The organism is Rhodococcus sp. CX (genome assembly GCF_015865005.1).
Taxonomy (GTDB): Bacteria; Actinomycetota; Actinomycetes; order Mycobacteriales; family Mycobacteriaceae; genus Rhodococcus.
The window spans coordinates 5,391-10,944 of sequence record NZ_JADZGH010000037.1 but is presented as its reverse complement, the minus strand read 5'-3'; the positions used below and the strand labels follow the sequence as shown (position 1 = coordinate 10,944).

General features: G+C 69.7%; 7 protein-coding genes. 2 read left to right on the top strand and 5 right to left on the bottom strand.

Going from position 1 to position 5,554, the window contains the following annotated elements; genetic code table 11:
* The 5 genes from I0Q12_RS03570 to I0Q12_RS03550 form a co-directional block, all read right to left on the bottom strand.
* The coding region (locus tag I0Q12_RS03570; RefSeq protein WP_197250628.1) for a nitronate monooxygenase family protein at positions 1 to 398 on the bottom strand (398 nt) is incomplete at its 3' end.
* Between the two features lie 16 nt (positions 399 to 414).
* Positions 415 to 1,041: a TetR/AcrR family transcriptional regulator gene (locus I0Q12_RS03565; RefSeq protein WP_197250627.1), complete on the bottom strand. Its 627-nt coding sequence runs from the start codon at positions 1,039 to 1,041 to the stop codon at positions 415 to 417.
* A gap of 27 nt (positions 1,042 to 1,068) precedes the next feature.
* On the bottom strand, positions 1,069 to 1,830 hold the full coding sequence (locus I0Q12_RS03560; RefSeq protein WP_197250626.1) for a 3-hydroxyacyl-CoA dehydrogenase: 762 nt from the start codon (positions 1,828 to 1,830) through the stop codon (positions 1,069 to 1,071).
* A 28-nt stretch (positions 1,831 to 1,858) separates the two neighbouring features.
* Positions 1,859 to 3,052 carry an acetyl-CoA C-acyltransferase gene (locus I0Q12_RS03555; protein ID WP_197250625.1) on the bottom strand — a complete coding sequence of 398 codons (1,194 nt, stop codon included), beginning with the start codon at positions 3,050 to 3,052 and terminating at the stop codon, positions 1,859 to 1,861.
* A gap of 78 nt (positions 3,053 to 3,130) precedes the next feature.
* Complete coding sequence (locus I0Q12_RS03550; RefSeq protein WP_197250624.1) at positions 3,131 to 3,931, bottom strand: crotonase/enoyl-CoA hydratase family protein; 801 nt, start codon at positions 3,929 to 3,931, stop codon at positions 3,131 to 3,133.
* A 176-nt stretch (positions 3,932 to 4,107) separates the two neighbouring features.
* Between I0Q12_RS03550 and I0Q12_RS03545 the strand changes: the two genes are divergently transcribed.
* Together I0Q12_RS03545 and I0Q12_RS31825 are read left to right on the top strand one after the other, a co-directional pair.
* On the top strand, positions 4,108 to 5,079 hold the full coding sequence (locus I0Q12_RS03545; protein ID WP_197250623.1) for an NADPH:quinone oxidoreductase family protein: 972 nt from the start codon (positions 4,108 to 4,110) through the stop codon (positions 5,077 to 5,079).
* A gap of 16 nt (positions 5,080 to 5,095) precedes the next feature.
* On the top strand, positions 5,096 to 5,554 hold a 459-nt coding region (locus tag I0Q12_RS31825; protein ID WP_231609938.1), incomplete at its 3' end, for an enoyl-CoA hydratase-related protein.

Genomic DNA, 5,554 nt, shown 5'->3' with positions numbered 1-5,554 from the left:
TGCGCCTTGACCGCGTGCCGGACGCTGGTGCACTTGTGCAGCACCTTCACACCGGCGGCATGGAAGTCGGGCAGGTGCGGGCCCGGATTGGAACCGGCCGTCTCGACGATCTTGACACCGGATTCGATGATGACCTGGCGGTATTCGTCGTAGGGCGGCGGGGTGATCGCCGGCAGGATCGTCAGATTCACGCCGAACGGCTGGTCGGTGAGCTCGCGGGTGCGGGCGATCTCCTTCGCGAGATCCTCGGGCGTGGGCTGGGTCAGCGCGGTGATCATACCGAGCGCGCCCGCGTTGGCGACGGCGGCGACGAGTTCGGCGCTGCCGACCCATTGCATGCCGCCTTGGACGATGGGGTGGCGGACTCCGAAGGTCTCGGTGAAGGCGGTGGACAGCACAGGGGTTCTCCTGGGATCAGGCGGGGCTGCGGTATCCGACGATGCGCAGCGCGATGTTTCGGTAGCGGTCGGCGACCTCGTCCGGCGTCAGCGGCCCGTCGATCTGGTACCAGCGGGCGATGGACTGGCACATGCCGAGCAGCGCGCGCACGGTTTCCTCGATGTCGTCGACGTCGAACACGTTCTGCTCCACGCCGTCACGGACGAGGTCGAACACGATGAGCTCGAGCCGTTTCCGGGTTGCCGCGTAGGTGCGCCGGTTCTCCGGGGACACGTGCCGTAGTTCGGAATCCAGGCTGGAGCGCTTGGCGCGGTAGGTCATGTTGAGAACGATCGCCTCGACTGCGTTGGCGAAGCGGGCGACCGGGTCGGCGCCGCCGTCCTCGACCGCGGCGCGGACACGGTCGATGAGGTCGAGGACGGCGGCGTCGAGCAGCGTCACGAGAACGGCTTCCTTGTTCTCGTGGTGGTAGTACAGCGCGGGTACCGTCACGCCGACCCGACGGGCCAGGTCGCGGACGGTGGTGCCGTGGAATCCGTTCTCGCCGAAGGCTTCCAGGGCATGTTCGAGGATGGGGCCGAGCTGCAGCGGTTCGAACACCCGCCAGTCGACGGAGAACTCCGGTTCGGGTTGCGCAGTCATCGGCCCCGTCCTCTCACATTCGTCTGATCAGCGCGGGGCCATGCGGATGGCACCGTCGAGACGGATGGTCTCGCCGTTGAGCATCGGGTTGGCGACGATGTGCGCGGCGAGAGCGCCGTACTCGGAGGGATCGCCGAGGCGGGCCGGATGCGGAACCTGCGCACCGAGCGAAGCCTGGGCCGCCTCCGGAAGCGAGCCGAGCAGCGGGGTCTTGAACAGGCCCGGCGCGATGGTGACGACGCGGATCAGCAGCGACGCGAGGTCACGGGCGATCGGCAGGGTCATGCCGACGACGCCGCCCTTGGACGCGGAGTACGCGGCCTGGCCGATCTGGCCGTCGAAGGCCGCGACGGAGGCGGTGTTGATGATGACGCCGCGCTCGCCGTCGATCGGCTCGGTCTTGGCGATGCGCTCCGCGGCGAGGCGGATGACGTTGAACGTGCCGAACAGGTTGACGTTCACGACCTTCTTGAAGTCGTCGAACGGGAACGCGCCGTTCTTGCTGACGGTCTTGATGGCGTTGCCGATGCCGGCGCAGTTCACCGCGACACGCAGCGGGCCGAGCGACTCCGCCAGGTCGAGCGCCTCGGCGACGGCGGCCTCGTCGGTGACGTCCGCGGCGGCGAAACGCACGCGGTCGCCGAGTTCCTTGGCGACGGTCTCACCGTTGGACGACGGCAGGTCGATGATGACGACCTGGGCGCCGTCGGCGACCAGAGCCTTGACGGTGGCCAGGCCCAGGCCCGAGGCACCGCCGGTGACGACGGCAACGCTGTCGTTGACGATCATGTTCACACCTTTCGAATCGTGTTGCGGATCAGAGTCGTTCGATGATGGTGGCGTTGGCCATGCCCGCGCCCTCGCACATCGTCTGGAGACCGTACCGTCCGCCCGTGGCCTCGAGGTGATTGACCAGGGTGGAGAGCAGGCGGGTGCCCGAGGAGCCGAGGGCGTGGCCGAGCGAGATGGCACCGCCCCACGGGTTGAGCTTGGCGGGATCGGCGTTCAGCTCGTGCGCCCAGGCGAGCGGGACGGGAGCGAAGGCCTCGTTGACCTCGTAGGCGTCGATGTCGTCGATGGTCAGGCCGGCCTTGGCGAGGACCTTCTTCGTCGCCGGGATGGGCGCGGTGAGCATGAACAGCGGGTCGTCGCCGAGGACGGAGAACGACACGAAGCGGGCACGCGGGGTCAGGCCCAGCTTGTTCGCCATCTCCTCGCTCATGATGAGGGCGGCCGACGCGCCGTCGGTGAACGGCGAGGAGTTGCCGGGGGTGATGATCCACTGCGCTTCGGGGAACCGGGCCGCGTACTCCTCGGTGTAGAACGACGGCTTCAGGCCCGCCAGGCCCTCGACCGTGGTCGAGGCGCGCACCGTCTCGTCGACCTTGTGCTCGACCTGCTCACCCGCGGCGTTGGTGACCGTGATCGGCACGATCTCCTTGTCGAAGTGCCCGGCGGCGATCGCGGCGGCGGCGCGCTGGTGCGACTGCGCGGAGAACGCGTCGAGCGCGTCGCGGTCGAACTTCCACTTCGCGGAGATCAGCTCGGCGGAGATGCCCTGGTTGACCAGGCCTTCGGGGTAGCGGGCGGCGACACCCGGGCCGTTGGCGTCCTTGCCGATCGAGGCCGTGCCCATCGGGACGCGGCTCATCGACTCGACACCGCACGCGATCGCGATGTCGTAGGCGCCGGCGATGACGCCCTGCGCGGCGAAGTGGGCGGCCTGCTGGCTCGAACCGCACTGGCGGTCGATCGTGGTGGCCGGGACCGACTCGGGGAAGCCCGCGGACAGCAGAGCGGAGCGCGAGATGTTCAGCGCCTGCTCGCCGACCTGCTGGACGCAGCCGCCGATGACGTCGTCGACCTGCGCGGGGTCGATGCCGTTGCGCTGCACGATCTCCCGCAGCACGTGTGCGAGGAGCTCGACGGGGTGGGTGCCGGACAGGGCGCCGCCGGGCTTACCCTTGCCGACCGCGGTGCGGACGACGTCGACGATGACAGCAGTGGTCATGACGAATTCCTTTCGGGGGAAGTTGGTTACGGTCCGGCGCCTCGGCAGGGGACGTGACGCCGGACCGGGTTCGTGGGATCAGCGGCCCTTCCAGACCGGTTCACGCTTCTCGGCGAAGGCGGTCGGGCCCTCCTTCGCGTCCTCGCTGGTGAAGACGACCTTCATCGAGGCGATGTTGGCGTCCCACGCGGCGGAACCCCAGTCGTCGGCGTGCGCGGTCCGGTGGATCATCGCCTTCGACTCGCGCACCGACAGCGGCGCGTTCGCGGCGATCTTCTCGGCGAGCTCGAGGGCGACCTCGAGCGCGGTGCCGGCCGGAGCGATCCGGTTGACCAGGCCCAGCTCCTTGCCCTCTGCGGCCGTGATCGGTTCGCCGGTGAGGGCGAGTTCGAGCGCGATCTTGCGCGGGATCTGCTGCTGCAGGCGGATGACACCGCCCGCGGCGGCGAACAGGCCGCGCTTGACCTCGGGCAGGCCGAGCTTGGCCTCCTCGTCGACGACGGCGAGATCGGACGCGAGCACCAGCTCGGTGCCGCCACCCAGCGCGAATCCGTTGACGGCGGCGATGGTCGGCTTGCTGATCCAGTGCTGGACGTAGCCGGCGAAGCCCCACTCGGGATGGCCGTCGGCGGCGGTGTTCTCGCCCGCGGCGAGCGCCTTGAGGTCCGCACCGGCGCAGAACGCGCGGCCCGCACCGGTGATCACGACGACGCGCACGTCGTCGTCCGCCTCGGCCTGCTCGAGCAGGGTGCCGACGGCGGTGGACAGCGCCGCATTGACGGCGTTGAGCGCCTTGGGGCGGTTGAGCGTGATGAGGGCGACGTTGCCGCGGCGCTCGTACAGCGCGGCGGGTTCGGTGGTGGTCGCTTCGTCGGCCATCGATTTCCTTCCCAGGCTCTACTTATCGATCGCTAAAAGGACTACCACGGATCGATCGCTCGGTCAACGGCTCCGCTTACCTAGCGCACGATCGGTGGGCTCTGGTAAGGATGAGCCTTGTGTCGCGGACCACGGTGCACGTCCGCGACGGTCGACCCATCGACGAGGAGACCCCGATGCAGGCAGTTCAACTGACCGAGACGGCCGGCCCCGACGGCCTGCGCCTGGTCGACATCCCCGAACCCGACGCCTGGGCCGGCTCGGTGATCGTGGATCTGCACGCCGCGGGCGTCTCGTTCCCCGACCTGCTGCAGACCAGCGGCTCCTACCAGGTGGTGCGCCCCCTGCCGTTCGTCCTCGGCGTCGAGGGCGCCGGCATCGTGCGCTCCGCACCGGCGGACAGCGGCCTGACCGCCGGACAGCGCGTCGCCGTCCTCGCCGTCGGCGGCGCCTGGCAGCAGACCGTCGCCGTGGACGTGAATTCCGTGTTCCCCCTGCCGGATTCGGTGTCGCTGACCGCCGGCGCGGGATTCCTCATGAACTACCTGACCGTCCACTTCGCGCTCGACGAACGCGCCCGCTACCGCCCCGGTGAAACCGTGCTCGTGCACGGCGCCGCGGGCGGCGTCGGCGTCGCCGCCCTCCAGGTCGCGGCGGCGCTGGGTCTCGAGACCGTCGCCGTGGTGAGCACCGAAGCGAAAGCCGAAGTGGCCCGGGCCAATCGCGCCACCCACGTCGTCCCGGCGGACGGTTTCAAGGACCGTGTCCTCGAGTTGACCGGTGGCCGCGGCGTCGACATCATCCTCGACCCCGTCGGCGGCGACCGTTTCACCGACAGCCTGCGCAGCCTCGCCCCCAACGGGCGGGTCGTCGTGCTCGGTTTCACCGGCGGGGAGATCCCGACCGTCAAGGTCAATCGCCTTCTGCTGCGCAACACGTCGGTGGTCGGCGCCGGCTGGGGCGAATACGTCCGCACGTTCCCGGACTACCCGGCCCGGCAGTGGTCGCAGCTCGAACCGCTGCTGCGATCCGGCGCACTGCAGGTCCCCGAACCTACGCTCCACCCGATGACCAGCGCAGCCGACGCACTGCTGTCCCTCGCCGACCGGACCGCGACCGGCAAGGTCGCGCTCTCCCTCCAACCCTGAACCGACAGGAGCCCTCATGAGCACCGACATCCCCGGCGTCGACAGCCTCGTCGACGACGGCGTCCTGCGCGTCACGATCAACCGCCCCGCCCGCATGAACGCGGTCACCACCGAAACCGTCGAGGCGGTCGCCGACGCGTTCGAGAAGCACGCCGACGACGCGTCCGTGCGCGTTGCGGTCCTCACCGGCGCGGACCGGGCATTCTGCACCGGCGCGGACCTCTCGGGCAGGGACCTCACAGGTCCTCCGAGCCCTGCGATCATCGACGCCGCGAACCGCGCGGTCGCGGCCATTCGTGCGTTCCCGCGTCCCGTGATCGGGGCCGTCAACGGACCCGCGGCCGGTGTCGGCGTCTCGCTGGCTCTGGCGTGTGATCTGACGGTCGCCGCCGAGTCGACGTACTTCCTGCTCGCGTTCACCAAGGTCGGGCTCATGCCGGACGGCGGCGCGTCGGCGCTGGTGGCCGCGTCGATC